A 26,050-nucleotide genomic window follows, 5' to 3' on the forward strand; every position below is an offset into this window, starting at 1 on the left:
TCGCTATCGCGAAGTCATCCAAGATTTGCGCCACTTCATTTCGAAAATCCAGCAGTGGTCTGGCCGCCGTTACCCTTAGCTTTTTAAGCGCGCGATCGAACAGGACGATATTGGTTTCACTATTCAAGCGCGATTCGTAGATGATCCCCACGTCTGCCGATTGACCGTGCTGCTCCTACGGCATCTTCGATCCTGCCAGCGCGCAGCAGGGGAGCTTGGTGCCGCAGGTTCTAATCCCCTCACGGCGAAGACGCCCAGATGGGATTTTCTTGAGCCGTATGCGGCTCGTGCGTAACGACCGCTTTGCGCGTTTATTCCGGCCATTCACGCAGCCCGGAAATTTTCCGCAAAGCAGCCGCGCGTGCGTGGGTCGAATGTCGTGGTGGGAATGGTTTTGCGACCGCCAGATTTTACATCGGCCAACATGGATGCGGACCATCGATTAGCGGTCCCGAGTGAGAAACTTCACCGACCTCGGACAATAAATCGTTAAGCATTTGATGTGCTCCGCCGGACGAGAGACTGACGGGTCGAAGCTTGCCTCCATAGGCCAGGAGCTTATCTGCGTTCAGCAATGGCCCCCAATTGCGTCACATATTTTAGAGCTGTCTCCGCTCAGCTTTTGCTAAAGGCTCTCAAAACGAAATCCGCGCCCTCCCGAGCCAGCTTGTCTGAATCTTTTATTTCTGATTCTTCAGCGTATTCCAGATGAGCAATCGTGATACTGGCAACCATGAGGCGCCCGAGGGAGGGGTCGATAGCAACGAACTCGCCGCTACGTATGCCCTGAGCGATCAGGTCTTCCAGCGAGCGATAGAACGACTTTAGTCTGTTGGCGAGATCTGCCAATTCCGGTGATTTCAACGCGTCGCCGGTGTAGATGGCCGACATTGCCATCGGCATGCGATGCAAGGTGGAGAGATCCCAGACAAGATATTGGTGAAGCCTCTCGGAAGCCGGGCCTTCCTGCCGACAGGCTTCTTCGATCCGGACAGCCGCCTCGTTGAGGCTAAGGGCGAAGATTTCTTCGACAATCGCCTTCTTGTTGGGGAAATGATAGAAAAGCGAAGGCTGTTTGATGTTCACAGCCTTCGCAATCTCTCTGGTCGTCGTAGCGCGATAGCCGAGCCGCTTGAACAGCCTGGATGCCTGGATCAGGATTTCCTGTCGGGTATCGGCTGCTTCCACGCGAAATCTCCTGCCTTAAAAACCTGCGCCGATCTCCCTTGCTCTGTTTACCCTGAACTGGAAGACGTCACGACGATCATAATGACCAACAACATCGAGATCGTGTTTAAAGCCAATCGTTTGGGCAAGATCAATGGTTGCGATCACTGTTTCGCCGCCAAAGACCGGACCGATCAGATATTCGCCGTCCGGTCCCACGACGCCCGAGCCTCCCTGTAGGCCGTCCTGGCCACCAAGCCCGATGACGAATGCCTCCCGAAGATCTTGTGGAACGCGCTCGACCGGCAAGTACGTTCCGGCGCTGACAACAAAGCATCGACCTTCGAATGCATAGGACCGGCAGGCTATTTGATGCGCCGGCGGCATATCAGGCCATGCCGCGACATGAATTTGCTCATCCTGACCATGCAGGGCCTGCCGCGCAAGCGGATGCCAGTGTTCCCAGCAAACGAGACCGCCGATGCGTCCTGCCGGTGTTTGAGGGGCCACGAGGCCGGCTCCGTCGCCTGGCGCCCAGACGATCCTTTCCGTGTGAGTGGGAAGAAGTTTCCGGTGTACGTTGAGAATGCTGCCATCCGGTCCGATCGTGAGGAGACTGTTGAAAAGAATGGCAGAGGTTGAGCGCGCGCGCTCATTGATGCCCATGACGACGGTCAGGTTCGCATTTCGCGCCGCTTGGCAGAGCGAAGAGGCCTGCGGGCTGTCGAGAGCCAAGCTGGCGTCCACCAGTTTGCCGAACCATCTGCGCGCTTCCGCGCTGTCCCATCCCGCCATGCCGAAGACCCATGCAGGGTAGCCGCCCAGCCATGTTTCCGGGAAGACGATCAGATCTGCGCCATCTTCTGCGGCAACACGGATGGCGTCCTCGGCTATGGCGATACCGGCTGCCAGATCAAGCAGCGGAGGTGTATCCTGTACAATGTGAATTTTTGTCATTGTCGTTCTCACGCAGTTGCAAAAGACGAAATCATGGCGGCCGTCATGGCGAGAGCAAAGCTGGAGAGGGAGCCGAAATCGATCCACCAACCGAGCCGCGACTTAGTGGCCCAATCGGGCCACCAAGCGAGGGCGCCGGTCGCCAGCGAGGTGTAAAAGCCACTGATGACAAGCACCCAACTGATTGACATTGGGAGTGGGGCCAGAGCCCCCAGGGCCAGGAGGATCGTGCCGATGATCAAGGCATCGACGTGACCTTGCCGGAGGCGAGAGGTCTGCTTGATGGCCAGCCATCCCTTTGGTTTGTCGAGTGCCACGTAGAGCAGCATCCCGGAGAGGCCGCCGATCGACAGCAGCACGAGTCCGGCTTGGGTTAGAAATTTCATCTTGTAGCCTTCCGATTACGATTTACGGGAAACGCCGACCAGGGCAGCAATCGAGACAAGGACGAAGATGCTCAACGGCGCCCAAATAATGAGTTCCGATGCTCCGGGCGGTGCGAGTTCTGCGCGCGGCCAGGCAATGTTGATCGTCTCGAATGTGAGCCAGACGAAAGCCACGAAATTGACGGCGTAGCCAAGTGCGCCGGTGCGAAATGCGCCGTTTGGTGTCCATTTGCCGGTGGTTCGTGCGTAAAGCGCTGCCGCGACGACGAGCAGAAATGTGGCATAGAGCCCCGTCGTCCCAAACGAAATCATGGTGCCGATTGCCTTGTCGTTCAGTCCGAGAAGCAGGGCGATACATGAGACGATGGTAACGAGCGTCATCGCTGCAAAAGGGACCTTGGTCGACTTGCTGACCTCGGAAAGGCGCGCTTTCGGAAGCACTCCATCGCGCGCCAGACCAAAGACGATACGCCCGGTGTAAGCCTGCATAGAAACAATGCATGCAAGGAACGTCGTAACGACGATTGCATAGAATGGACGCTCTGACCAAGCTCCAAGGCTTTCCGTGACGACTGCCGTGACGGGATCGAAAACCTCACCCGAAACCACTTTCGAAAGATCGGAGCTTGCAAGCGTGATCGCTGCAGCGACGAGAACAACCAATGCACCGACGGCAGCCGTCGCGCCGATGATGGCCTTCGGGATGTTGCTGCGCGCGCCGGACGTTTCTTCTGCCACGGATGCGCTTGCATCGAAACCGACGAATGCCCAGCCGCAGACCGCCAGCGCTGTGAGGAATGTCGCGAAGGTGGGGGCGGTGCCCAACGTATCCAGCAGTATTGTTACGGGCTGGTTCTGAAAGAATATGATCAGAACGATGCCGATACCGAGAGAGCCGATAACCTCGGCCGCAATGCCAATGTTGACCAACGCGGCTACCACCCGAATGCCGCAGCTGTTGACAACCAGCGCCCCCGCCAAGAGGCACATCGCGACAAGCGCGCGGCTTGCGCCCTGAGGTTCGGCTCCGGTGAGCAAGAGGCTGACCCATGGAGCGGCCAGATAGGCTACGGTCGCCAATGCCGCCGTGACAGCCAGCGCATAGATAATGCCCGTGAAAATGCCGTAGCGTCGGCCCACCAGACGGCCCGTCCAGTGATAGGGTCCGCCCGCCAGCGGAAACTCCGATGCAAGCTCCGAATAGACGAAGGCCACGGTGAGCTGTCCGACCAGCGAAAGAACCAGCATGAGTATCCAGGCGGGGCCGGTCAACTGGATGCCGAGCGAGAAGATCGCATAGAGCCCGACCACGGGCGCCACTGTGGCAACTCCGATTGAGAACACCGAAAACAACCCGATGTCTCGTTTCAGCTCCTGTTCATAACCCAGACTTGCCAGTTGCCCGGTATCGCCCTGAGACGGTGTCGTCATGCTTTGCTCCCCTTTTGAGCTTACCTATCATTTGATAGGTAAGCTATGCGAAAAACAAGGAAGCATGTCAATCGGCTGCCGGCATGGGGAGTGTTAAATATCATTCGTCGGATGACGCTGTGCGATGAGCAGTCGACCAGTCAGCAACCCGCGAACCGGCTGTCGCGGAATACGATCTTGAAGTATTTCAACGCGCGTACGACCGAACCGACGTTCACGGTATCGGAACGACCGAGCACACTTGATCCTTTTGCCGAAAGGCTGGCGGCCTGGATGAAGTAGGGGGCCGTAAAGTCGCGCAAACAACGGCGAACACCGAAGCAGGTCCATTCCGATATGGCGGTGCCCGGCTTTAACGGTTCCTATATTCGGGTTGTCGGCTCCCCCCGTGACTGGGAAGAAGACCGACAACGCGAGCAGCAGATAATTGGTCGAGCCATAAAATGGCGCTTCATCGCGTTGTCCGAGGCAATTAGCGACAGGTCAGCATCCGTTCCTTGCGATGATGAACCACTATGTCTTTGCGCTCGAATTCCGCAGTCTTGCGAGGACCGAAGTACTGATCGTCTAGCTTTCGGTTCATGGAACGAATGCGGGCAGTTTCCTCATAGCCGCCATGTGCGAGCAGCGGCTTCCAAATCTTTCCGGCCCGAAGCGGAAAGTCCGCTGACGGCCCCGTCGCGGAAGTAATTGCCGCTTCGCGCCCTCAACCACGGTCATTTGGCCACCGACTTCCGTTGCGGAAAAGCGGACATACCCCTAGTCGCACGTCTACTATCGCTGATTAAGCCTTCGACGCAGAGCAGAGAGGATGCGCAAATCGGAATTTTCGTGCCTGTAAAGGCCGGGCGCTTCCATCCCAACAAGCGCCGCGATCGCATCCGCGACTGTGTCCGCCGGGATGGCGCCGTAGCGAGCCAGCGGACCAAGCAAGACTGGCGTGAGGGCCGCGAAGATATACTGGCCGATCGTCTCCCAAACGCGCCGTTCGCTACGACTACCAATGAGAAAGCCAGGACGGATCAGGTCAACGCGCTCAAAGCCGAGGTTGTTGACTGCCTCTTCGATCCTTCCCTTTGTCTGGAGATAAAAGCCTGGCCCACCGGCGCCGGCCGAACTCACAAGAATAAACTGGCGTGCCCCAAGTGCGCGAGCACCTTGGGCGACCGCAAGAACGTAGTCGTGGTCAATGCGAAACATAGCGGGTTGAGATCCGGCGGTGCGGATGGTCGTTCCCAGACAGGAGATCGCCGTGTCGATGCCACCGGGCGCGACGGTCTCGAGAATGTTCTTTGGCGCTTTACAGAGTTCCTCATAGTCGATCGCATGACCAGGTGCCGTTGATCCACGGCGGACCAGACTCGTGAGTTCCGTGCCTGATTGCGCCGCGATGCGGGCCTTCACAAGTCCGCCAACCAGGCCGGTACTACCGGCAAGAAGGATGCGTTGGTTCATGCGATGTCTCTCTCAGTAGGTCCGGAGACGCCGCTCCGTTGATATTGTGAGACTTTTGTTCAATGCAGCCCGCCTGTAACCATGGCATCAAACTTGGCTGTGTTCATCTCGCGCCATCGATTGGGCGGCATGCCCTCCCATTCGCGAAAGGCGCGATAAAAGGAGGTTGTGTCCTGGTAGCCGAGTAGGCAAGCGACCTCATCGATGTCGGTTGTCGGGTCCGCAAGCAGATGACGGCCTAAATCTCGGCGGGCGTCGGACAAGAGGTCGCGAAAGGTCGAGCCTGTCTCGGTGATGCGTCGTTGGAGGGTACGTTCACTCATGCCCATTTGCTTCGCTACGTCGGACAAGCCAGGCTGACCGCTTGCCATGCTGCGCTTCAAAATGATCTTGACCTGTTCAGCGACGGAGCTTTGCGCCTCCAGTTCGCCGAGCGCGGCGTTGAGCGCGGGTGTCAGCATCTCCAGCATATCGGGATTGTGGCCGGGGAACGGCTTGTCGAGATCGCCTGCGTCCAGCACCAGCAGGTTACGCGAGGCACCGGTGCGGACCGGGCAGCCGAAATATTCCATATACGCCGCGATCACCGGATCCGGTCGGGTTAGTTCCAGCCGGCGCGGCACGATTGCTCCCCGGGTCGCGCGCCGGCCCATCTCCACCAGCGTCGCGAATGTGATGTCGACGGAAATCGCAGGCTCGGCTCCAGTTGCGAAGGGCCACTCGGTGGTGATGACGCAATCACCTTTGGTCTCGGCAACATGCAATTGCTCCGGTGTGCAGAGGCACTTGAATCGCGAGAGGCGCGCCAGTCCGTCGCGATAGTCGCGGGCATAAAATGCCGCGAGGCTCGACGGCGGATGGACTGCCGTATCGACGGTCTGCACCATGCGAATGCCAAGCATCGGATCGCCCGACAGGTCCGAGAGTGCCTGCATCAACGCAAAAAACTGTGTTGTCGTGACGAAGGTCTGACCGCCCAGATGCAGTGTGGCCGGCAACCGGGCCTGCCGCAAAAGCGCGGTTGGACGGATGCCGAGCTCCTCGATCACCCGCCAAAACGCCAGCGGAATCTTGCATTTATCGATCTGCGCCATTTGCCGTTCCTTCTATGCCCGCTGGGCTTTAAAAGCTTTGGATATACCCGTCGCCATCCACATCATACCGTCGAAAGCGCGATCGGACAGAATCCGACGCATGAAGATCATAGGCTTAGCGCCGAAGCCGATGGCATAACGCGTCTTGGGCTTCGATACAGTTACAGCCTTCGCGATCGTATCGGCAATGACTTGCGGAGGCGACTGGCGCTTTCGGCTCTCCTCGCCGACCAAGGATTCCGCCATGGCATTGGCCTGTACCGCATACGGACCTTGACCTGAGGTCTGGCGCAACTTGTCTGCCGCAATGCTAGCCCATTCGGTTTTGATGCCACCTGGCTCGATGACGACCACGTCGATGCCGAAGGGGTGCAATTCCATGCGGAGGCAATCGCTGATCGCCTCAAGCGCAAACTTGGTGCCGTGATACCAGGCCCCGAGCGGCGTATGGATCTTGCCGCCCATCGAGGTGATGTTGACGATTGTGCCCGAGCGCTGCGCCCGCATGCTCGGTAGGGCAAGCTGGATCAGTCTGACCGCGCCGAAGACATTGACGTCGAACTGCGCGCGCGCTTCGTCCAGCGCAACATCCTCGACCGCGCCGTAGGAGCCGTAGCCGGCGTTGTTGACGAGCACGTCGATGCGGCTCGCTTCATCAATGATTGTGTCGATCCCCGCCTGCATGGAAGCGTCGTCGGTCACGTCCATCGCGAGAAGTTTGATGCCGGATTTGGTCAGGTGTTGCATGCGGTCAAGGCGCCGCGCAGCGGCGTAAACCGTATAGCCAAGGCTCTTGAGTTTGAGGGCTGTGGCTTCCCCGATGCCCGAGGAGGCGCCGGTGACAAGTGCGACTTTTGTGGCCATGTAAATGGTTCCTTTGTTCCAGCGATTGGTCCAGGTTGCCCTTTGGGGCATCGTGTTTCTGAAGCCCAGACTAGCGTTGGGGGCGCGCCATCACATTGGCATGAGATGCCACGGGACTTGCACATTGCGCCAACGTATTGGCTCGAGTTGGACCGATAGAGACTTTAAATGGTATCGCACAATATGATGCCGCCTCAGTGGGGGCCTCTCGTGGAACGCCGGCTGTGCGAGCGCCAGCTTACTCGTATGTTCTGGCTGAAACCGGACGGGCAGAATACGGCCCCATATCCGTCGTTCCTCGAAAGATCAGCCAGCACCCAATTCAGAGTGATTTCAGCGCGCTAGCTTTATTCAAGCAACTGGGTCGAAGGTTCTTATCGGTTCAAGAGCGGAAACGACGAGTCCCGGCTCGGGCGTAGGCAATAAACATCCGAGCCGAGCACTCATTCAATTTTAGGCAGCTTCCCAGACCTGATTGAGAATCTTGGCGGCCAGTGCCGCCTTGTCTTGAGGCAGGAAGCGACCGTAATGCTGTTGCACGACATCGGGCGTGTCCTGAATGGCGTAGCTCGCCTGCTCGTAGGATCCGGTCTGTTTAAGGATATGCGTCGCGAGAATGTCCCGCAGGTTATGCGGACCATGCGGCAGCAAGCCCTTGATCGCGCCTCGCCCGGTGTAGGGGTTATAAATTCCATAGCGTTGGATGACGGTCCGCCAAGCCTCGTAGAATGTGGTGGAGTTGTAGGCGGCATCAATGCTGGTCGTCTTTACCGTCTTGACGAACAGGGTCCCGGGATCTTTGGCTCCGCCGAGCAGAACTCCACGGTGCTTGTCGATATACGCGTCGAGGTATTTGTAGAGATCGAGTAAATTGGGCAGGATCAGCCGGAAGGGCTTCTGTCCGAAGAAGGAGGAGCCGGAGTTTTTGAATGCGACCGATGGGATGAGGACCTCCCACCCATGATCGCGATCGCTCCAGCGCAATTCGCCGCACTTCAAGTCCTCAAGCCGGCGTTCGGATGTTGGATAATGGCCGCGCGGACAGACACGCAGTTGGCGAAGGTTCTTTTGCCGCAGCCCGAGGTGCAGGCCAAGCCGAAGCAGTAGGAATGATCTGACGGCTTCGGCCGCCGGTCGTGGATATCTGTTCTCGTCCGGCATGCGTTCAAGGATCTCTTCCGTGATCTTGCGATACTCGGCCAATGGACTCTCGGCCTCGAGAACGCACATGATAGGCTCGAACGGGTCGCGATGGACGCGCATGACGCGTTGGATTTCCTTCGAGCGGTTGGCGGCATGCCGATGAAGAGCGTCGCAGGCACCGTCCCAATCACGGGCCGCGAATTCGATTTCGTCCCGCTCAACCAAACCTGAGATCGGCCTCACGTTGTTAAGTAATTCCGGGTGCTGTCGTATCCAGCCGACACCCGCGCGAGAAAGGGCTTGGGCGACCATCAGCATGTCTTCTTCCCATTTGGTATAGAAGCCGCGGCGCTGTTCTCGCCACTGCAGATACCAGTCCCAAACACCGGGGAAGATGAGGAGGCCAAAGCTCAGTTGGCTGAGTGGTACGCCAAAGCCCTTTACTGCCCCGTTTGGTGAAGCGGCCAGCGCGCCAAACATCAGGCCGAGGTGTTCGATCTTCTGAGAGGCCGTTTCCTCACCCCAGACGCCGTTTCGCTGGAAACCAATCGCGGTCAGTGTCGAGGTTTTGAAACGGATAAGGTCAGCCATCTCCATGGCAAGTCTCGGTGGCGCGTCGACAACGCCGGAAAGCAAATCAGGATCGTCGAAATCTGCCGCACCGTCCTGATTGGCGTCAGCAGCGGAGGCCAACGATCGAGAGGCAAGAGTATTGCCGCCATAGGTGACACCGGGAAAGCGGATGGCATAACGTTGCCTGCTGGCCGCCACCTGGTATCGACGATACTCCGTGGATCCGGAGATGATTACCCGGCGCACCCAATCAAGGATCTCTTCCCGTTTGGTGAAGGGCAAACTGCTGAAATCATCCGGTAGGTGAAATGAGATTCTACGCCGCTCCGCGCGGCTGATGTCACCCAGATCATGGCCGTACAGTGAACGTGCCTGATGCGGCAGCTTCTCTTTTAAATACCCCTGTCGCAACCTGTAGCGCCGCTCGATGCGGCCAAGGATCGTGAAGCTAGCAATAGATCGCGGCACGCGCTCGCCCTGGATCCAGGATAGCAGCGTCTTGTTGTCAAAGGTCTCATTCAGATGAACAACAGAGCGGTAGAGCTGCCAATATGTGTCGCCAAACCGCCGCATGTGATAGACTAATGCGTCCTGAAAGCTTGCCGGATCTTCTGTCGCTTCGAATAGCGGTTCTGGAAAAGGACTGATCGGCTTCGGTGCAGGTCCACGCTGTGCGAAAGCTGAGTGAGTAGCATTGTCGCCTTCGCCGACGCGATGCGGCTTTCTGGTTGAGGAGGCGGTGGTTGTCTTTTTGTCTTGATCTGATTTCTTTGAGCGAAGGGTCCGCTTCCGAGTTTTTAGGTCTTCGACAGCTGGCGGTGCGCCTAGCCATCGGATGATAGCATCCAAGCCTGGCCGCATCTTCTTTTTCAGTTCTGTCGTCAACTCGGCTTCGATCCCACACGCCTGACCGATCGTCGTCCAGTCGATATGGCCATTCAGGAGCGGGGGCGATTTTCGATAGATGATGAAACTGACTAGGTAGGGCCGAATATTCTCCAGTACCCTTTTGGACGCAATCGGCGCGATACGCATCTCGCAGAATTCTAATATCTTTCGCTGAAAATGACGTGATGAAAGGTCGTTTTTGGTCATGCTCTTTCCGTTTCTCTCGGCGTTAATCCCGAGGGCGAGCGGGAATATGAGGTGAGCTTTAAGAAAGGATGTATCGGGTCTGACACTGTGAATGTTGCCTCATCAGAATTATCCCTTTACTCAGATCACTCTGGATCAGCGCTCTGGACTTCGTGTCTCCGCGTTAATTAAGCGCGCTTATCTAAGTCTGCGGCTTAATTAAATGAAAAGCGTCTTGCTTAAATAACGAGCGAGCCCGATAGTGGGTTATGTCAGATTCCCAATCCAACAATCGCTTAGGTCGCTTCGTCGAGACGACCGCTGCCAGTGAAACAGTACGGGCGTTCGTACCCCCACCTTTGCCGCCCGAACCGGCGATCGATGTGCTTTCATTGCTGGAGCGTCTCAGCTTGGCTGAGCGCGCACTAGGCCGCTTGGACGGTATCACAATGTTGCTGCCGCGGCAGGAGCTGTTTCTTTATATGTATGTGAGAAAGGAAGCTGTTCTTTCCTCGCAGATCGAAGGAACGCAGTCGACGCTTTCCGATCTCTTGCGGTTTGAGACGGAAGCGCAGGCGGGGCAGCCGGTCGATGATATTCGTGAAGTCTCCAACTATGTTGATGCCATGATGTATGGTTTGGAGCGGCTGGAAACGCTGCCCATGTCATTGCGTCTGATCCGCGAAATGCATGCCAGACTCCTACAAAGTGGACGAGGCGGCTCCAAGGATCCAGGAGAGTTCCGCCGCTCGCAAAATTGGATTGGTGGTACGCGCCCAGGGAACGCACTCTTTGTGCCGCCACCCCTCACTGAAATGGCCGGTTGCCTGGATGCTTTCGAGCACTTTATCCATGACGACCAATCGCGGCTACCAGCACTCATCAAAGCCGGCCTGCTGCATGTGCAGTTTGAAACTATCCATCCATTTCTCGATGGCAATGGTCGTATTGGCCGTCTGCTCGTAACCCTATATCTCTGCATGAACGGCGTTCTAAGAAAGCCGCTGCTATACCTTAGCCTCTATCTGAAGTCCCATCGGCGAGAATACTATCGGCTACTGCAAGAGGTTCGCGAACAGGGAAACTGGGAAGCCTGGCTAGACTTTTTCCTGGCCGGCGTGGCCGATACAGCCAATCAGGCCTTTGAGGCTGCGACTCAAATCGTCGCTCTTTTCAAGGAAGATCGGGAGCGGATCACTATGGAAAGCGATAGAGCAGGGTCGGCGCTACGCATTCACGAGCTTTTCCAGCAGAATCCTTTTCACACGGCGAACCAGATTGTCCAGATTACAGGCTTGTCTGCGCCAACGGTCAACGCAGCGCTCGCCGATCTGGAGCGCTTAGGCATCGTTGATGAAGTAACCGGCCGCAAGCGAGGTCGCGTGTTCAGCTATCGAAGATATCTTGCAATTCTAAGCGAAGGCACCGATCCTCTACCGCTCAGTTCATGACAAATTGATGGATCGATGGTTCTATTTGCATCACGGCGAAAGGCGCCGCAGCGTCGCCTAGTTTACGTCTTCAACTACCGCCCGATGATCGTTTAACTCGGACCGTGGCGATCCTTCGACCAGCGCATGATGGCGATATCGCCGCGTCCACCTAACCATACATTCGGGACATTGCCGCCTTCTACCTTGTTTGCCGCATCCGGCTCCGCGAAGCTGGTAACCGGCACAAGGCATCGGTGTTCTATGCCGAGCCATCGCGTCCAATGCGGAAAGCTGAGTTTCCGCACATTGGTCCTGCCGCGGTCGGCTTCCATACGATCAGTTCCTCGAGATCGAACGGCTTGCCCTTCGGGCCAAGTTTCGGCTTTGGCTCGATTTCTCGAGCGCGTAACGCCGGGTGGCAGTCCCCAGCGTCCATGGACCAACTGCTTCTTGCCTTCGCCGGTATTGCGGACGATCAGGCCCATCTGATTTGGGTTAGGCCGGCTTCAGGTTGATAAGGCATTCGGCGTCCTGGGCCTATTTGGGAAACCCAGTCCTTGTCTTCCATGCGCTTCGCTCAGGTCGAGTGGGAGAAGTTGATGCTGTACTTCATGCTGACTTAATTCGACAGCAAGTGATCGGGTCGGTCGGTCCGCAGTTCCAGATGGACGTCGGCAATTTTTTGCCAGCGGCACTTTTTGTGTGCCCTCCTTATCACAGCACTCCACTATCCGCTCCATGTGACATTCCGACACTAGCGTCGGACATATGCTACCCATAACCTCTGATTCGTCATCAAGGTTGTGACTCTGATCGAAGGAGAGGTCCTCGTTTTAAAAAGCATCCTGTCGGGCTAAAGGTAAGCAACCCCTCTGAACTTGGAGACGAGATAGGTTCGTCGCTGCGCCAGAGAAGGCAGGATCGAAAGCCTGTTCGGGTTTAACACTCTGGCAACATAGCTCACTATTCACCTTCGGCTCTCACATGGAGCGTAGTTATGCCGCTTGTACGAAGCAATTACCTGCTGGTTGGACTGTTGGTATTTTCCTTATCTTCATGCCAGACCACTGATAAAAGCCCCCAACCGAATTTCGTAACTGACAGCCGGGGCCTCTCAATCACTGCCCCAGCTGGTACAGCGACATACAGTCACTTCATAGAGTTTCGATCACGCTACGCGCTGACCTATGGGCACACTTACGTCGTTTTCGGGCGGGTGGACACGACTGGCCATATGATCGATCCTGAGGTTGCAGGGCTTGCCCCGGCCTCGCCGGATGCTACTCCATATATCGTAGGGCATGTCATCCCGGTTCCGGCTACGACCGGACCAACCGACGGAGATCTAGAAGAGCAGTATAGGTCCGCAAGCTGGCGCGTGATGCTCTCTGACGAAGAATACAACAATGTCGTGGCCTTCATCCGTAAACAGCAAGCGAATTCCCATTTCTGGCAAGCGTCTGTCGATAATTGCAACAACTGGGTAGGCGAGATCGCGCGCCACATGGGCTATAAGACGCCCAACATCTGGCTGAGGCCACAACAGTTCATTACAGAGCTTCGCGAGATGAACACTGCTTGAGATGGGGACGCCAGCTACATACTTGTGACCCTTTCCCTTCGGTCGCGGTCCGGCCTCGGCAACACTCCGCCTTGCTCGCCGGAAACCGTGTAGGACGATCAAGCGCCAAGACATAAACGACAGTCTGGATTGAACTCGGAAGCAAGACCTCACGCCTATGTCTGTACCGGCGGAGGGTTCAGCCTCGCAACAGCTTGGCGTGAAAACAATGAGATGCTAAAGGAAGCGGCAGGGCTCTACAACCAGAAGGTAACAATGGACCGTGATCAATTTACGCGCCGTGGCCTCGTCTTGGGCTGCGTGGCTTTGGCCGCATCTGGCTGCACCGCAGTAGGCTCACCAATGCGCAGCTCGATGCGCTCCCCTATCCGGCGACAGGAGGTCGCCTACGCCGGCAGCGAGCCGCCGGGGAGCATCGTTGTTAACACCTATGAACGTTACCTTTATTTTATCGAGGCGCAGGGCCGCGCGACCCGATATGGCGTCGCTGTCGGCGAGGAAGGCCTTACTCTAAAGGGCAACGCTGTAGTCGGACGAAAGGCGGAGTGGCCATCTTGGACACCGACAGCTAGCATGATTGAACGCAAGCCTCGCCTGGCGGCGTATGCAGGAGGGGTTCCCGGAGGGGAGAACAATCCTCTCGGCGCAGCAGCACTCTATCTCTACCGCGGCGGGCAGGATACCTATTTTCGAATCCATGGAACGAATGAGCCGTGGCTGATTGGCCAGGCGGTTTCGAATGGATGCATCCGCATGACCAATGAAGACATCGTTCACCTCTATGGCCGAGCCCCCGTCGGAACCAATGTTTTGGTGATATGACTGCGTCCGCCGCGGTGATCACTTAAAAGCACCTGGCAAGACGTCGGCAAGCATTGTCCGGACCAAAGGACGATGAGCGATCCGTAAGACAGTTCTCATCCAACTGGTCTCCCGATCGAACTCAATGCGGATCGGACGTCATTTCATCAACGCTTGTCCCGATAATTTTCGGAGTTCACTTTCGCCTTCCTTGTAACGGAACTGCGCAGAGCCGGAAATTACCAACGATATTCGACAACCTGTTACCTTTGTGGGTCAGTGTCGCTGTCACAGCATCATCGCGCACCAGGCAACTTCAAATGGATGAAACGCTGCCGGCGCTGTGTTGCCTAGGCAGACGTCGGCAGCGTTTCTGCCCGTTTCGAGCAAGTTAAGGTTATTCGATTTTGCGGCCCAAACGATAGCTAATCGGTTCAGTTTCGGCCCTCTTTACTTCGGCAGCGGTGCGAGTGTACCAATTTTCACACAGCACTCTTTCGACGATCAGATTCAGGTCTGGGGACTTGGCCAGTGGCTTTGTGAACTCTCGATCTTAGGAGAAGCGCTTTGGCGTCAACTTACTGCTTGTCGAACGGTTTCAGACGAAGCTTGCTGCGATGATCGCCTGGACCTGATGCACCGCTGGGGGCTTCTCCCCGGAAATATGACTTTTGCCACCTATCCTGAGCCGCCCTTGAATCCTGGTCACCCAGGTCCGCGTTGAACGTGTTCCGGCTCTTGGTCCACTGATCGTACTCCCGGTTCAGATCTGGATTGTCCGACAGGTTGCGAATGTCCGGCTCAATGCTCTCGAGCCCTCCTCGCTTAACGGGAAACAGGTGGCAGAAAGGTTCGTCAGCGTCGAAATAGACCTTCTGGAACGGACGCGTGAACTTCCAGTTCATCGTGAAAGTATAAGGCGACCAGTCCGTTTCGATAACGCCGGAAAGGGGGGAGATGGCATCCTTTGGCCGGTTGATAGGCCCGGTGACGAAAAGGTCCATGCCGGCTTCGGTACGAAACAGACAAGGGACATGAAAGGTCAATATACCATCGCCAAAATGGCTGACGGCCGAAGCGATCGTTCCAGAGCGTGATCGGACACGAATAGCATCCTTGCCCTTTCGTCCGTCCCAGCTAGCCGAGAATGCGCTCGTGCACAGTATTTCCCAGCCGTGAGCATTAGCGATATTCAGCGGCAGGCATCGATACGCGAAGCGCTCGTCGGTAGCGTTCATCCAATCGCGGTCCACCGGCGCTGGACGAATTCGGACATCATGGCCGTCAATGACATAGGCAGTCAGTGATTTCATTGGACCTCGCTGCCAGAGTTTTTCCCACCGTTGCCACGATACTGTGGTCCTGACAACACTGCTACCACCTGAACCTCAGGCCGACTTGCCCCCCAAACATGTTGTTCTTCGCTCCATCGACATCGAACGAATAACTGACATCGCCGAAGGCCGATACGTTCTCGCTTATTTCGTACGCGCCCCCGAGATTGACCTCCAGCCACGTGCCTTCCGTCTGGGTGACAAGTGGGAAGGTGTTAAACGTGACAGTCTGGTCGGCGGAAAAGCCATGCCAGAGGTTTAGGCCAAAATGGCCGTACGCAGGCCCCGAGCTGTATTGCACCCGGGCGCCAAGGCGGCCAGTGAACGAATCGAAGGCCCCGCTGGTGATGTCCGAGAAGCGATCGCCGGTGTCATCAAAGTCAATCCGCTGCCAGATGATCTGGGCTTGAGGCTCGATCGTCCAGCCATCGGCAATCGCGAGCGGAAGACCGGTTTCGGCAGACATTGCAAAGCTGCTTCCATCGACATCCGATGCGATGCCTCGATTGGAGCGGCTCGTTCCATTGAGCCAGCCGTACTTCGCCACCACGTCTACGTACCAGCCCCCGGGTGCCAGATGCGTCCAGTAGGCGGCCAAGCTGTCTTCGGAGAGGTCCAGAGTGCCGGCTGCCAAATCGACCCGGCCGAAGATGTTGCCGCTGATATCCCCGTCTGTGTTCGCGTGGGTGTAGAAGAGGCCGAAGCGTTCAGTGTGGCCATTAGCGTGTTCGATTTGCGCCAGATCGCTGCCCGCCTGTATCCCCCAGTAAGTGCCATCGAACTGCGGCCCGACGTCGTAACCCGCGATACTTAAGGTGGCGTTGGTCGCAAGGTCGCTTCTCGCCCCGAAAACCCGTCCCCAGACACCGGGCGGGGAGCCTTCAACGTCGCCCTCCGATGCATCACCTTGCGCGCCTGGACCCGAATAAACCAGGGCGCCAACACCAGTCAGAAACGACTGGTCGCCGCGGCGCTGGTGAAATGTTCCCATCGTCATCAACCCCATGCGTTGCGCGACCAGCGGTGCGATCACTTGGCCAGGCACCTCCGGCCGAATGTTCGGAATCGGCGGTGGTGGTGGAGGCGGTGAGATCGTATTCCGCAGGAACCAGTCATTGTCAGTGTCGGTCGATTGGCTGACGCCGCCTCGATAGAGAAAGTATTCGAACGGTCCGGCAGCAACTGGGCCTCCGAGCGTAAAGGCACCTGTCGTTGTCGTCCCACCGTTTATGGCATCAACGACGAGGATTCCGTCTCCATTTGTGAGGGCTCCCGGTCCGTCGACATTGGTGACGAGAATGCTGGTCGAGCCGCTCGCCTGTCCCGTATCAATTATCAGCTTGTCCGAAGGGGAGTTGTCGGTGTCGAGGTAGGTATGAAGCCAGAGCTGGCCGTTCTGGCCGACATAGTTGCCAAGGATCCTGAAGGTGTCGTGCAGTGACGTTCCTGCGCCCGGTACGTCGTTTGTCAGGTCGATTATACCGGCATTGTTCACTGTCACCAGAAGCGAGGTGTCATATGGCACGATGGCGTAGCCATAGGAATTTCCGGCCTCGATCCGGCTAGTGGCGTCGATCGAGATCGTCCCGGTCCCGGTCACCGCGTCCCCAAGCGTGAGAACGCTTGTCGTATAGATGAACGTCAGCTTGGACTGGTTTATGATGTTAATGGTTTCCCAATTAATCAGGCTGGATGGCGCGTCGCCGCCCTGGTTTCCGTCATCATTGGTGGTCCGTTCCCAGTTCAAGGTGTCGTTGCCAAGCCCCCCGTCGATTATCTTGCCGGCGGTCAGGTTCGCCTGCGATAAGAAGCCGAAGTTCGCAACATCATCGCCGTTGCCCATCTGGACTGTGGCTGCAACGTTTCCGACTAACCACGTGAATGTGTCGTTACCGTCGCCCATGTCGACGGATGTCTGCACCGTGCCGGCGATGAGCGCTAAGATGTCATCCCCCGCACCGAGATTGATCGCTCCCGCGAAGTAGCCATTGTTGATGACGGTATCATTCGATGTGCCTGTACTTGTCACGCCGTTCTGAACAGTCCCTGCGCCCAGGTTCAGGATGATGTTGGTACCGGTTCCCTGCAGCAAGATATTGCCGCTGATGACGCCCTGGTTATTGAGCGTGAAGCGATCGTTGTCCGTTGCGACGAGACCGTTCGTCAACGTCCCGTTGTTGTTAAGCGCACTGGTGCCTGGTCCCGTCACCACCACGTCGCTGGTAAAGCTTGCACTCGAGTCAGCATTGATTGTCACCGAACTGCCCGTTGATGTCGGGCCGGGACCAGACCCGGAGCAGTCGATGATACCGGGTGTGTTTTCGACACATGCTGCTTCGGCCCGTGTTCCCGCCATGGCCAGAAGTGCAATAGAGGCAACGGATGAGTGAAGGAGCAGGTTCACGAGCGGTCTCGCGACCGCTGCCTTGCAGCGGCAGTTCGGCGTTCCGACCCGGTCAATTCGGCAGTCGTCAGTCGCCGAGCGTTCGCTTCGCAACAGGTCGCGGACGTGGTGTGCATTACCCGGATTAATCATCGATTACCCCCTGGCAGTCATCCCTAACGCAAGTGTCGGTTGAGTTTTCTGAACTGTCAATTGATTAGTGATAATTGATGATCAACTTGCGTCGAGGAGTGTGATCGGCATGCAACACATCCTAGCAAGGTGTAAATTCAGATAGTTGGATGTGTTGCGCAATGATACGGCGATCATTCTCCCTGATCGCACTGGCTATCCAGCGGGAAATCTGCCAGCGCTCGCGCCAGCAAATCACTACCATAGCGTGACCATATCGTCGGCCTTGGGCGCTGTTCGCACCATGTTCGTTGCAAGGAGGACTCAACCCATGGTCTGGGCCCATGCGTGGCCAAACTGGATGTAGAAAATCGTGCTGTCCGGCGGGCGGCATCAAGCCCGACATCGATTCCGAGCTTGCGCGCCAGGCGGTAGCGTACAGCACCGCCAAACTTCCAGATGCCGCTCTCGGCCCGATAGAGCTTCGACGAGTTGATGAAGTGCAACCTCGTCCAAGCGGTCAGCTTTTTGCTTGCGATGGTGGTGGAACCAATGCGCTTGACGCATCTGAACGGCTACTCAATGCATAGGGGTTCCCGGCGACGGAGTATTCGTCGGCAGAGGCATTTCTTGGTCGCGATCCGGAGATCCCGATCGGCTGTCTCGTGTTGGACATCGACCTCGATGGTATGTCCGGCATCGAATTGCAGCGTTGCCTGCAGGAGATCAGATCGAAACTCCCAGTGATCTTCATCACCGCGCTAGAAGACCCTCGCCTGAAACACCAGGCAGAAAAGGCGGGCTGTATCGCTTATCTGCGGAAGCCCTTCGCAGGGGCCGCACTAGTCGGCGCAGTCAAGAAGACCCTAGGATTATGAGTTCTAATCGACGTTCAGGCGTTCGATTAGGGCCGATCCCTGACGGTCGCTGCGCTCGTACAACTTGGCCAGCGGTGCTGCTCGTTTTAACTCAGTCATCCGAACCCGTCTGCGGCATAGGAGTGCCGGAAAGTAGCCGGACGAGTTGAGCCTTGTGGCTTGTACCCGTTTTGACGAAAATGGATTTCAAGTGGCTTTTTAGAGTGTTCTTAGAAATCCTGGCTAGGGCGCAGATCTCGTCGGTCGGGTTGCCTAGCGCCAGCAACCGCGCGACGTTTGCCTCTGCCGCGGTCAGGTCGAACAGCCCGCGTAACAGTGAGGCATCGGGGATCGTTGACGTAGCGAGGTTGCTGACTGCGAGGACGAATATGCCTTGCGGCATCAGATCGCGGCCATCTCCGCGGATTGGCAGCAAGTGAACGACACAGGCGTCATGGTCTTCGGTGGCGGCAACCGGAATTGACATCACCTCGCTCCATCCGTCCCGTCTGGGATCGCGCGAGAGGATCGGCTGGAGAAGGGTGTCAGCGCCGGGATTCCTCAGAGTTATACGCTCCCGGCTGTCCACCACGACAGCCGGGATCAGGGGGTGCATGAGTGCATTGGCCGACAGCATCTTGCCGGCGGCGTTGACGACACAGGCGGGTAGACCGAACGTACCCAACGCATCCGACACCTTTGCGGCCGTCGCTATGTGTATTCGAGCCATCATGCTCAGTGACCGGGCGAGGTGAGGCCGGATTCCATCGAGCCAGTCGACCTTCTGCCGAGAGATAGGCCCGTCCGCGTATTTGCCATCAAAGCTCGCGGCGAGCATGTCCCCGTTCGGAGCGGCTATATGGGTTCCAACCGACCAGCCAAGGCCGAGTGGGTAGAGGAAGTCTCGGTAGAGCGGGTCGATCGCGAGCTCATTTATATCGAACACATCGAGATCGCACAGGAAGCCGGCGTGCTCGCGCTTGTTGGCCCGCTCCATCCGGCTGTTGCGCTTATCCCAGCCGCCTTCAACAAATTTCTGGAATATTTCCTCGGCACCGGGCGTGGCAATGACCGCGCGCCCGATATCGGATTGCGTGAAGATCAGTCCGCCGAAGGTGCCAACTTGGCTGTTGATCGCCGTCAGCGTGGCATCCCATTTTTCCGGTATGAGGGCCGCCTCGTAAAGGCTGTCGACAATGTCATTCATGTACATTCACAAGACTTCGCTTTCTCGCACATTCATCACCGGCCCAAGATTCTGGACCAACGGAGCATTCTGCGAATTCAAAATCAAGCTGGACTGTAAATCATTCGAATGTTGGCGAGGGCCGCTGTGCCTGTATTAGTGATGTCAGGCTGTTAAGGCCGTCGGCGTTTTTCACTGCTCCACGCGCGGACCCACGTGCAACGCGAGATATGCGCTCGATTGTACCGAAGACTAGTCCCACCATTGGACCCTACATGCCAAGCACATAGCTACTGCGGCTTAGCAGTCTGCGGTTCGATTCCACTGACGGCGAAGCCCAGGGCCAAGGACCTTAGTCAGTGACCTAACGGGCTCTCGCGGCAACACCACCCAGTCACGTTCCGCAAAGGGCAAACAAGGTCCGACCGCATGCCGAGCTTGAAAAGGCCTCCTCGGTCGAAGATTCCGCCGCGGCGGGTGGCGCTTCTATCGAATTCGGTGAAAGTGTGAGAATATCCAGCTTCGCGATGACATCTTGCCGGAGCGACTACTCCATTGGATCGAAAGCTTGCAGCTATCCTCTCCACAGACGTTGCCGGGTTTAGCCGCCTTGCCGCGCTGGACGAGGAAGGCACGATTCGCGCTCTCCGTTTATGCCACGATCGGATCGCTGTGCTGGTCCGCGACCACGCCGGCCGAATTTTCGGTAGCGCTGGTGACGGCCTTGTCGCTGAATTCCCGAGTGCCGTTCAAGCCGTTCGTTGTGCGGTTGAAATCCAACGGCAACTTACCGGCTTCTCAGCAGAGTTGCCACCAGATCGCCGCCTTGAATTCCGGATTGGTGTCAATCTCGGCGATGTGGTGGTATCGGGTGATGACTTGCTGGGCGATGGCGTCAACGTTGCGGCGCGCTTGCAGCAGATGGCCGACCCTATGGGCATCTGTATTTCAGGATCGGTACGCGAGCATCTGGATGGGAAGGTGCCATTTGCCTTGACCTGCCTTGGGGAGCGAACGTTCAAGAACATCCCCCGGCCAATCTGGGTGTTCCAAGTCGACTGGTCGCACGATGCACCTGGCGATATCGGTGAACGGCTCACTCCCCTGGTTGGCACACGTTTGGACAAAGACCAGCCGTCGATCGTGGTAATGCCCTTTGACAACCTCAGCGGTGGTGAGGACGAATACTTCGTCGATGGTGTGGTGGAAGAGATTACCGCAGCCTTGTCTCGGGTTCGGGATTTCTTCGTCATCGCGCGGCAGACAGCGTTTACCTACAAGGGTCATTTCGTCGATGTGCGCAGCGTGGGTAGGGAACTCGGTGTCGCCTATGTTGTCGAAGGGACAGTACGGCGGGGTGGGGATCGCTTGCGCATTTCCGTCCAATTGGTCGACGCTGAGCGGCGCACACAGCTTTGGTCTGAGCGCTACGAGGGCGCCACCAGCGATCTCTTCGAGGTTCAGGACAGGATCGCCGCGCAGGTTGCGGGGGCAATCAATCCAGCGGTCCGCAACGCGGAAATCGAGCTATCCAGACGCAAGCCGCCAAGCAGTCTTCGCGCCTACGATCTCGTCATGCGTGCCTATCCGTACCTTTGGGGCCACAACAAGGAAGCCATCAGGCTGGCAATTCCCTTGCTTCAAAACGCCACTGACATTGACCCAGCCTACGGCCGAGCCCATGCGCTCCTAGCGTGGTGCCACGCCCAGAACGTCGGCTACATCTGGACCGACGAGCCGGAACGTGACTTGGAATTGACATTGAGCGCCCTCATGCCGCAGCCCCTTCAATTGACGACGATCCAACGGCGCTGACCGCGGTCGGTGGGGCTTTGAGCCACTGCGGCGATCAGGAGCGGGCCGCGGCCTTCCTCGAGAGAGCGCTGTCACTCGATCCGAATAGCTCATGGGCATGGGCTAGGTTTGGATGGGTTGCGAGCTACAGAGGCGAACCTGATCGTGCCAAGCAACGGTTCGAGCGGGCGATGACCCTCAGTCCGGCGGACCCGCTCGCCTTCAATATGAGGATGGGATACGCGCTTTCGTTGGCGCTGGCAGGTTCCCTGGCTCAGGCAGTCTCCATTGCGCGAGAGGTGGTCAGCAGACATCCGGAGGTGACCTGGCCCTATCGGATGATGGCAGCCTGGTCTGCCATGGCCGGCGATCGCGAAACGGCTCGATGGGCTGCGGGGAGACTGTTGGCAGCTGAACCGGACTTTACGATCGAGCGTTATATGACCCGGCCCGTGTTTCGAGATATACCGCAATGGGCCGACGAGATGGCCGAAGGCCTGCGCCAAGCAGGATTGCCCGAGCGCTGATCACAAAACCATCGGCTATCGAAGTCATTTGGAAGCGGTCGCCCTAAGTGCTTGGCTTCCTTCTACGGTTCGTGAAGGCGAGGAACCAGGCGGTTACCGAATTTCATTCCACATCTGCCCAGCATGCCACCGGCTGGTACGTGAGCTATAGGGCCCGATACTAGCGAAGACATCCGCGACATCGGCGCAATAAAAAAGGCCGGGGCGAGAGCGCACCGACCTTTCCAACATCGCTCTTCACACCAGTGCCAGTACATCCGTGGTCAAAAGCGGAGAAACGACTTCGGCAATCGCGAACGCTCTCGTGGAGCACTCACCAGCAACGCCGATGAGATATAGATAGCGATTCATTGTGTTCGTTTCAAGTCGCCCGGGCCACACCATCGGGTCTAACGCATGCGCCGCGCGGGGCAGCCATGACTTGCATCGTTGTCAGACCATCGCCACCTACAAATCATCATCGAGAGCAATGTGAACTTCAAAAGACGCCGCGACCGAAGTCGCGTGAGGAGCCGTCATGCAAGCCATAGCCAAGACGTTGACAAAAATGACCTTGGTCAAAGGTTCGAGCCTGCTCGAGACCGTGGCCGACGTGTTGGACGCGACCGATGACGAGGCCCACGAAGAAGGCGACCCGAGATTCGCCACGAATTCGATGTGCGTCGCCAACACGATCCGCGGATTGTGTGGCAATCTAGGAGAGCGCGATCTCTTGGCCGCAGAACTTCTTCTGGAACAAGGCATCATGTCTGTGCACCAGTATTCTAACCGAAAGAGCGCATTAGCGTTCACTGAGATTGCGGGCTCTTAACCGGCATCGTTGAGCGGGTTGCACTTCACATGCGTTCGCAACTTGCTCTACTGGTCCCGGAGAGCCTTGAGACGAATAACCGCCGACAGCTAAGGTCGGTGCTCTGTTTTGATTGTTGCTTTAGTGGCCCATGGCGTTGCCAACGCGGTTTCCTGCATTCTGCGTGGCATTGACGGTATTGGCCGTATCGCGCCCGACGCCCTTGATTGTGTTTGCGCAAGAGGCGAGGCACATCACAGCGGCAAATGCGATTGCCGAAATGGACACGATTTTCATTTGTTTGCTCCTTTATTCTAGCGCCAATAGCGATATTCATTGGCACCCGCCGATCTTCCCATGATGTAACCCAGCCCGAACGCAACAGCCCCGATCGTCAAGGCAATTGTGGTTGCCGTGTGCGGGTGATCGGTAGCGCCAGCGGCGACCGCCCCCGATTCACGTATGACTGCGTCTGTGGCAGTTTTGGCGACCCTTCTCAAACCAGTCGGCTCTTCAGTTGGCGTGCCGGTAAAACCTGCGTTCAGATTGTCTTTGGCCATAACTGGTCTCCTCGTGATTCAAGGAGGAACCGCTTTAGACCGAACAAGTTCCACGCTGCTTAAATGCCCGGTGCGGAGGGCCCGGCTTCAGCCGACCAGCGCACGATGTTTGGGGGCACTTCCTGCGCTCTGGTTCCGAGAAGTCCGCAGAAACCATTTGCTGATGACTATTCATTGTCGTGCTGGAGGAGGGCAAGGTAGACGATGATCGGAGACGGTTTCAAACGCAAAAATCATGCAGCGCCATCGAGCTGATTGTTCATCGGCTGCGATTAGCTGTCGCTTTGCTCACCCGACAGCTTTTTGCTTTTCTTTTGAACAATCATCGGGACCACCGGACCTGATGGCATCAATGAATGCTCGCAGGGCAGGAGCCATCTGTCGCTGGTACGGGTAGCAAACAAACCAACCTGGGAACGGAGCAGACCAAGATCGGAGGCAACTCTCCAGGCGTCCTTGCGCGAGATATCCGGCGACTGTGTCCTCCACGGCAAATCCTATTCCCGTCCCCTGAAGAACGGCATCGACCGCCGTCTCCTTGTCGCTCAAGATCAGCGGACCGCTGACAGTGACGTTGAACCACGCGCCGTTTTCGAAGAATTCCCAGGCATAGGGCGCGTGATGTCCAGGCCAGCGCCACCGAACGCATCGGTGATGAACGAGATCGCGCGGATGCTTGGGACGACCATGCTGGTTGAAATACTCCGGTGTCGCGATGGCTACTTGGCGCAATTCGGGTCCCAAACGGACGGCGACCATATCTCGTTCAATGACCTCGCCGATCCTCAGAGCGACATCATAGCCTCCAGCCACGATATCCACCGCCTCATCATCGATCGTGATGTCTAGCACGATGTCGGGATATCGCTCGGCAAAGCTCTTGAAGATTGGCTGGATATGCTTCTGTGCCGCCGAACGGAACGCGTGCACGCGAACGGTGCCAGCCGGGCGCTCGCCGGCAATCCTTGTCTGAGTGAGGGCGTCCCCAAGTTCGAAGGCTGCGGGTCGTATCCGTCGGAAGAGATTGTCTCCAACTTCCGTCAACGACACGTTGCGGGTCGTTCGATGAAGAAGGCGCATTCCCACCCGCTCTTCGAAGCTGCGAATCGTCTGGCTCAGTGCCGACGGCGATACGCCCAAGACCTCAGCGGCACGGCTGAAGCTCAAGAATTCCGCGACGGCGATGAAGGCGCGCATTTGATTATAGTCGTTTCCCGCCGGGAGTTTGTCCGCTAACGCGTCCTGCATTGTTAAGTCCAGCTAACAAGGGTGTTAATTTCTCTGCGGATTATACAGCTTGATGCGAAGTGGCAAGTTCCTTCTTGTCGAAAACGAAGGAGCATTTCATGACCACTTGGTTCATTACCGGCATTTCACGCGGGCTTGGGAAAGCGCTGGCCGAGGCGGCGCTGGCAAGGGGCGATACCGTTATTGGCACGGTCCGAGCGACTGATCGACCGGTAGAGCAAGGTTCAGGCCGGTTGCACATTCTTTCAGTCGATCTTAGCGACAGCGAGGCTGCGGAGAAGGCAACCCATCAGGCGTTTGATATCGCGGGTGAGATCGACATCGTCGTCAATAACGCCGGTTACGGTCTGCTTGGCGCACTCGAGATGGCCACCAACGAGGATGTCGCAAGACTTTTTTCCGTCGACGTCTTCGCGCCGTTTCGCATCATCAAGTCCACCCTGCCCTATTTGAGAGCTCAGGGCCGCGGCCACATCATCAATATAACGTCCGTCGCGGGCCGTGCGCCCGGCGTCGGAACCGCGATGTACTCCGCCGCCAAAGCGGCCCTTGAGGGCATGTCCGCAGCTCTAGCATCTGAGGTCAAGCCTTTTGGCATCAAGGTGACGGCAGTCGCTCCAGGCGCCTTTCGGACAGATTTCCTCTCGGCCCATTCAATCCGCAAGAGCGATGCCGCGGGTGAAGCTTATGCCGAAACAATCGGGAAAAGTTCGGCTGCCTTTGACGCTGCCGATGGCCGGCAGGCTGGCGATCCGGTTTTGGCCGCGCAGGCAATCCTTGATCTGGTGAACTCAGACAATCCTCCTCTTCATCTCCTGCTGGGAAGCGATGCTCTGCGTCGCGCGCGTAGCAAAATCGACCAGGTCGTCGAGGAGATCGACGCGTGGGAGGCCATTACGCGAAGCACTGATTTCGCAGAGGCATAGGACAGGCTGGGTTGTTCCAGTCCCGGATTTCATCAAGCTCGCTTCTCACCACGGCTCTACCGATTGCGCGAATGCAAATAGCTGGAGGTGAGAAGCGGTAGTCGCACGAGCGAAGGGCCGCGGGATTTCGCGCCGGCCCCGCTATGATCGATCGCGATCAGGCCGGACGGACGTTCTCGGCCTTGGACTTCCCGGTCTTGCGATCTTGACCCAGGTCATAGCTGACATTCTGGCCGTCCCCCATTGTCCGGCGTGATGAAGCCGGAGCCCTTGTCCTGATTGAAAAACTTTACAGTGCCATTCGCCACGAACTTCTCCCGATGTCACCTCTTGGAGTGGAGTCATAGACCGAC

At 57.2% G+C, this 26,050-nt stretch carries 21 protein-coding genes and 3 pseudogenes; 7 read left to right on the top strand and 17 right to left on the bottom strand.

Annotation, left to right across the window (positions count from 1 at the left end; translation table 11 throughout):
- Nucleotides 1-615 precede the first annotated feature (615 nt).
- The 9 genes from A6U87_RS14150 to A6U87_RS14185 all read right to left on the bottom strand — a co-directional run bounded on the left by A6U87_RS14150 (nucleotide 616) and on the right by A6U87_RS14185 (nucleotide 10,165).
- Complete coding sequence (locus tag A6U87_RS14150) at nucleotides 616-1,188, bottom strand: TetR/AcrR family transcriptional regulator (RefSeq protein ID WP_065691888.1); 573 nt, start codon at nucleotides 1,186-1,188, stop codon at nucleotides 616-618.
- Between the two features lie 15 nt (nucleotides 1,189-1,203).
- Nucleotides 1,204-2,124 carry a carbon-nitrogen hydrolase family protein gene (locus tag A6U87_RS14155; protein ID WP_065691889.1) on the bottom strand — a complete coding sequence of 307 codons (921 nt, stop codon included), beginning with the start codon at nucleotides 2,122-2,124 and terminating at the stop codon, nucleotides 1,204-1,206.
- A gap of 8 nt (nucleotides 2,125-2,132) precedes the next feature.
- The gene (locus tag A6U87_RS14160) at nucleotides 2,133-2,510 is read right to left on the bottom strand and encodes a hypothetical protein (protein WP_065691890.1); all 378 of its coding nucleotides are present in this window, start codon (nucleotides 2,508-2,510) and stop codon (nucleotides 2,133-2,135) included.
- A gap of 15 nt (nucleotides 2,511-2,525) precedes the next feature.
- On the bottom strand, nucleotides 2,526-3,941 hold the full coding sequence (locus A6U87_RS14165; protein ID WP_065691891.1) for an APC family permease: 1,416 nt from the start codon (nucleotides 3,939-3,941) through the stop codon (nucleotides 2,526-2,528).
- A 140-nt stretch (nucleotides 3,942-4,081) separates the two neighbouring features.
- The gene (locus A6U87_RS29920; protein WP_158007272.1) at nucleotides 4,082-4,243 is read right to left on the bottom strand and encodes a hypothetical protein; all 162 of its coding nucleotides are present in this window, start codon (nucleotides 4,241-4,243) and stop codon (nucleotides 4,082-4,084) included.
- A 472-nt stretch (nucleotides 4,244-4,715) separates the two neighbouring features.
- Nucleotides 4,716-5,396: a hypothetical protein gene (locus tag A6U87_RS14170; RefSeq protein ID WP_065691892.1), complete on the bottom strand. Its 681-nt coding sequence runs from the start codon at nucleotides 5,394-5,396 to the stop codon at nucleotides 4,716-4,718.
- Between the two features lie 59 nt (nucleotides 5,397-5,455).
- A complete protein-coding gene (locus A6U87_RS14175) occupies nucleotides 5,456-6,490 on the bottom strand; it encodes an AraC family transcriptional regulator (protein ID WP_065691893.1) in 1,035 nt (344 codons plus the stop codon).
- 12 nt (nucleotides 6,491-6,502) lie between these two features.
- The gene (locus A6U87_RS14180; protein ID WP_065691894.1) at nucleotides 6,503-7,354 is read right to left on the bottom strand and encodes an oxidoreductase; all 852 of its coding nucleotides are present in this window, start codon (nucleotides 7,352-7,354) and stop codon (nucleotides 6,503-6,505) included.
- Between the two features lie 453 nt (nucleotides 7,355-7,807).
- Nucleotides 7,808-10,165: a hypothetical protein gene (locus tag A6U87_RS14185; protein WP_065691895.1), complete on the bottom strand. Its 2,358-nt coding sequence runs from the start codon at nucleotides 10,163-10,165 to the stop codon at nucleotides 7,808-7,810.
- Nucleotides 10,166-10,413: 248 nt separating this feature from the next.
- On the opposite strand from A6U87_RS14185, the gene A6U87_RS14190 reads away from it, so the two are divergent.
- On the top strand, nucleotides 10,414-11,595 hold the full coding sequence (locus tag A6U87_RS14190) for a Fic family protein (RefSeq protein WP_065691896.1): 1,182 nt from the start codon (nucleotides 10,414-10,416) through the stop codon (nucleotides 11,593-11,595).
- A 92-nt stretch (nucleotides 11,596-11,687) separates the two neighbouring features.
- On the opposite strand, the gene A6U87_RS30440 is transcribed toward A6U87_RS14190, so the two are convergent.
- Nucleotides 11,688-11,909, bottom strand: coding sequence for a hypothetical protein (locus A6U87_RS30440; protein WP_244499492.1), 222 nt, complete (start codon nucleotides 11,907-11,909; stop codon nucleotides 11,688-11,690).
- Nucleotides 11,910-12,574: 665 nt separating this feature from the next.
- On the opposite strand from A6U87_RS30440, the gene A6U87_RS14200 reads away from it, so the two are divergent.
- Nucleotides 12,575-13,159 (top strand): hypothetical protein, encoded by a 585-nt coding sequence (locus tag A6U87_RS14200; protein ID WP_065691897.1) that lies wholly within the window; start codon nucleotides 12,575-12,577, stop codon nucleotides 13,157-13,159.
- Nucleotides 13,160-13,414: 255 nt separating this feature from the next.
- Nucleotides 13,415-13,981: a L,D-transpeptidase gene (locus tag A6U87_RS14205; RefSeq protein ID WP_065692222.1), complete on the top strand. Its 567-nt coding sequence runs from the start codon at nucleotides 13,415-13,417 to the stop codon at nucleotides 13,979-13,981.
- Between the two features lie 557 nt (nucleotides 13,982-14,538).
- On the opposite strand, the gene A6U87_RS14210 is transcribed toward A6U87_RS14205, so the two are convergent.
- A complete protein-coding gene (locus A6U87_RS14210; protein WP_065691898.1) occupies nucleotides 14,539-15,273 on the bottom strand; it encodes a DUF6065 family protein in 735 nt (244 codons plus the stop codon).
- 61 nt (nucleotides 15,274-15,334) lie between these two features.
- Complete coding sequence (locus A6U87_RS14215; RefSeq protein WP_065691899.1) at nucleotides 15,335-17,830, bottom strand: autotransporter outer membrane beta-barrel domain-containing protein; 2,496 nt, start codon at nucleotides 17,828-17,830, stop codon at nucleotides 15,335-15,337.
- A gap of 551 nt (nucleotides 17,831-18,381) precedes the next feature.
- On the opposite strand from A6U87_RS14215, the pseudogene A6U87_RS30445 reads away from it, so the two are divergent.
- Nucleotides 18,382-18,687, top strand: a pseudogene (locus A6U87_RS30445) (response regulator transcription factor); the annotation flags it as partial.
- Nucleotides 18,688-18,778: 91 nt separating this feature from the next.
- Here A6U87_RS30445 and A6U87_RS14225 read toward each other — a convergent pair.
- On the bottom strand, nucleotides 18,779-19,879 hold the full coding sequence (locus A6U87_RS14225; protein ID WP_065691900.1) for a helix-turn-helix transcriptional regulator: 1,101 nt from the start codon (nucleotides 19,877-19,879) through the stop codon (nucleotides 18,779-18,781).
- A 528-nt stretch (nucleotides 19,880-20,407) separates the two neighbouring features.
- Between A6U87_RS14225 and A6U87_RS14230 the strand changes: the two are divergent.
- Nucleotides 20,408-22,173: pseudogene (locus A6U87_RS14230) on the top strand (adenylate/guanylate cyclase domain-containing protein).
- A 517-nt stretch (nucleotides 22,174-22,690) separates the two neighbouring features.
- Nucleotides 22,691-22,984, top strand: coding sequence for a hypothetical protein (locus A6U87_RS14235; RefSeq protein WP_065691901.1), 294 nt, complete (start codon nucleotides 22,691-22,693; stop codon nucleotides 22,982-22,984).
- Between the two features lie 120 nt (nucleotides 22,985-23,104).
- Here the strand turns inward: A6U87_RS14235 and A6U87_RS14240 are convergent, their stop codons facing one another.
- From A6U87_RS14240 to A6U87_RS14250, 3 genes are all read right to left on the bottom strand, one after another.
- Entirely contained in the window at nucleotides 23,105-23,260 is a 156-nt protein-coding gene (locus tag A6U87_RS14240; protein ID WP_065691902.1) for an entericidin, read from the bottom strand.
- Between the two features lie 17 nt (nucleotides 23,261-23,277).
- Nucleotides 23,278-23,523 (bottom strand): hypothetical protein, encoded by a 246-nt coding sequence (locus tag A6U87_RS14245; RefSeq protein WP_065691903.1) that lies wholly within the window; start codon nucleotides 23,521-23,523, stop codon nucleotides 23,278-23,280.
- Nucleotides 23,524-23,811: 288 nt separating this feature from the next.
- Nucleotides 23,812-24,720: a LysR family transcriptional regulator gene (locus tag A6U87_RS14250; RefSeq protein WP_244499493.1), complete on the bottom strand. Its 909-nt coding sequence runs from the start codon at nucleotides 24,718-24,720 to the stop codon at nucleotides 23,812-23,814.
- Nucleotides 24,721-24,869: 149 nt separating this feature from the next.
- Between A6U87_RS14250 and A6U87_RS14255 the strand changes: the two genes are divergently transcribed.
- Nucleotides 24,870-25,697 carry an oxidoreductase gene (locus tag A6U87_RS14255; RefSeq protein ID WP_065691905.1) on the top strand — a complete coding sequence of 276 codons (828 nt, stop codon included), beginning with the start codon at nucleotides 24,870-24,872 and terminating at the stop codon, nucleotides 25,695-25,697.
- Between the two features lie 157 nt (nucleotides 25,698-25,854).
- Here the strand turns inward: A6U87_RS14255 and A6U87_RS14260 are convergent.
- Nucleotides 25,855-26,005, bottom strand: a pseudogene (locus A6U87_RS14260) (cold-shock protein).
- Nucleotides 26,006-26,050 lie beyond the last annotated feature (45 nt).

It is taken from the genome of Rhizobium sp. AC44/96 (assembly GCF_001692185.1).
Lineage (GTDB): Bacteria > Pseudomonadota > Alphaproteobacteria > Rhizobiales > Rhizobiaceae > Rhizobium.

Bases quoted from the DNA above. Each gene is read 5' to 3' on its own strand.
- A6U87_RS14185 (WP_065691895.1), bottom strand. From the start codon at position 10,165: ATGACCAAAAACGACCTTTCATCACGTCATTTTCAGCGAAAGATATTA.
- A6U87_RS14205 (WP_065692222.1), top strand. From the start codon at position 13,415: ATGGACCGTGATCAATTTACGCGCCGTGGCCTCGTCTTGGGCTGCGTG.
- A6U87_RS14170 (WP_065691892.1), bottom strand. From the start codon at position 5,396: ATGAACCAACGCATCCTTCTTGCCGGTAGTACCGGCCTGGTTGGCGGA.
- A6U87_RS14180 (WP_065691894.1), bottom strand. From the start codon at position 7,354: ATGGCCACAAAAGTCGCACTTGTCACCGGCGCCTCCTCGGGCATCGGG.
- A6U87_RS14240 (WP_065691902.1), bottom strand. From the start codon at position 23,260: ATGAAAATCGTGTCCATTTCGGCAATCGCATTTGCCGCTGTGATGTGC.
- A6U87_RS30440 (WP_244499492.1), bottom strand. From the start codon at position 11,909: ATGGAAGCCGACCGCGGCAGGACCAATGTGCGGAAACTCAGCTTTCCG.
- A6U87_RS14215 (WP_065691899.1), bottom strand. From the start codon at position 17,830: ATGATTAATCCGGGTAATGCACACCACGTCCGCGACCTGTTGCGAAGC.
- A6U87_RS14255 (WP_065691905.1), top strand. From the start codon at position 24,870: ATGACCACTTGGTTCATTACCGGCATTTCACGCGGGCTTGGGAAAGCG.
- A6U87_RS14245 (WP_065691903.1), bottom strand. From the start codon at position 23,523: ATGGCCAAAGACAATCTGAACGCAGGTTTTACCGGCACGCCAACTGAA.
- A6U87_RS14190 (WP_065691896.1), top strand. From the start codon at position 10,414: ATGTCAGATTCCCAATCCAACAATCGCTTAGGTCGCTTCGTCGAGACG.
- A6U87_RS14250 (WP_244499493.1), bottom strand. From the start codon at position 24,720: ATGCGCGCCTTCATCGCCGTCGCGGAATTCTTGAGCTTCAGCCGTGCC.
- A6U87_RS14235 (WP_065691901.1), top strand. From the start codon at position 22,691: ATGCAAGCCATAGCCAAGACGTTGACAAAAATGACCTTGGTCAAAGGT.
- A6U87_RS14210 (WP_065691898.1), bottom strand. From the start codon at position 15,273: ATGAAATCACTGACTGCCTATGTCATTGACGGCCATGATGTCCGAATT.
- A6U87_RS14225 (WP_065691900.1), bottom strand. From the start codon at position 19,879: ATGTACATGAATGACATTGTCGACAGCCTTTACGAGGCGGCCCTCATA.
- A6U87_RS14200 (WP_065691897.1), top strand. From the start codon at position 12,575: ATGCCGCTTGTACGAAGCAATTACCTGCTGGTTGGACTGTTGGTATTT.
- A6U87_RS14175 (WP_065691893.1), bottom strand. From the start codon at position 6,490: ATGGCGCAGATCGATAAATGCAAGATTCCGCTGGCGTTTTGGCGGGTG.
- A6U87_RS14160 (WP_065691890.1), bottom strand. From the start codon at position 2,510: ATGAAATTTCTAACCCAAGCCGGACTCGTGCTGCTGTCGATCGGCGGC.
- A6U87_RS14165 (WP_065691891.1), bottom strand. From the start codon at position 3,941: ATGACGACACCGTCTCAGGGCGATACCGGGCAACTGGCAAGTCTGGGT.
- A6U87_RS14155 (WP_065691889.1), bottom strand. From the start codon at position 2,124: ATGACAAAAATTCACATTGTACAGGATACACCTCCGCTGCTTGATCTG.